This is a genomic window from Vibrio sp. 378 (genome assembly GCF_033339435.1).
The window spans coordinates 1-656 of sequence record NZ_JAWOUO010000647.1; the positions used below are offsets into that span (position 1 = coordinate 1).

1 pseudogene is annotated in these 656 nt (G+C 44.4%); it reads left to right on the plus strand.

The features are described 5' to 3' along the window. Positions 1 to 656 (plus strand): annotated as a pseudogene (locus tag R7Q48_RS28050) (virulence protein); the annotation flags it as partial.

The window sequence follows — 656 nt, forward strand, 5'->3', positions numbered from 1 at the left end:
GCTCAATGCAAACAGGGTCGGATGTCATTAAACATCATTCATTGTCCAACTTTTCTCAAATGCTAAGCAGCATCGGTAAAACAGACGATGCCCTACTGCTCGCACAACGCTGTGTTGAGTTACCTAACCCAGACGGCATCGAAATCATTAAGATGCCATGCTATGAAGCGTTTGCCGAAGCGTATCTCGCCGACAAGCAATACGACAAAGCGATTCGAACCGCTCTCCTCGTCCTAGAACAAACCAAATCAACCAATGAGCTTGAGCTAAAACAGCGTATCGATATGTTGTCGGTTTTGGTTAACGCCAACCAAGTGCTGCAAAATTATGAAGCCGCCTTCCGCTATTTGTCTCAGTTGAGAGCACTTGAAGAAGAATTTTCTGAGCACATTCACGGCGAAGAAATGATCAACATTAAGTTTGACCTTGAAGCGAAATTGGCTCAAAAAGAGTTGAATTTGCTTGAGACGAAAAACGCACTTCAAGCCTCTGAGTTGCGCTCGCAACGTTACCGCGAAATGTTCTACTTTATCGCTATAGCAGCCATTGGTGTAGTGGGTTTACGTTATGTTTTGCGAGTCAAAAAGATCAATAAAGCACTACCGCAAGAAAGTACTAAAGATCTGTTGACGGGCCTTCACAATGGCGGCTATTCC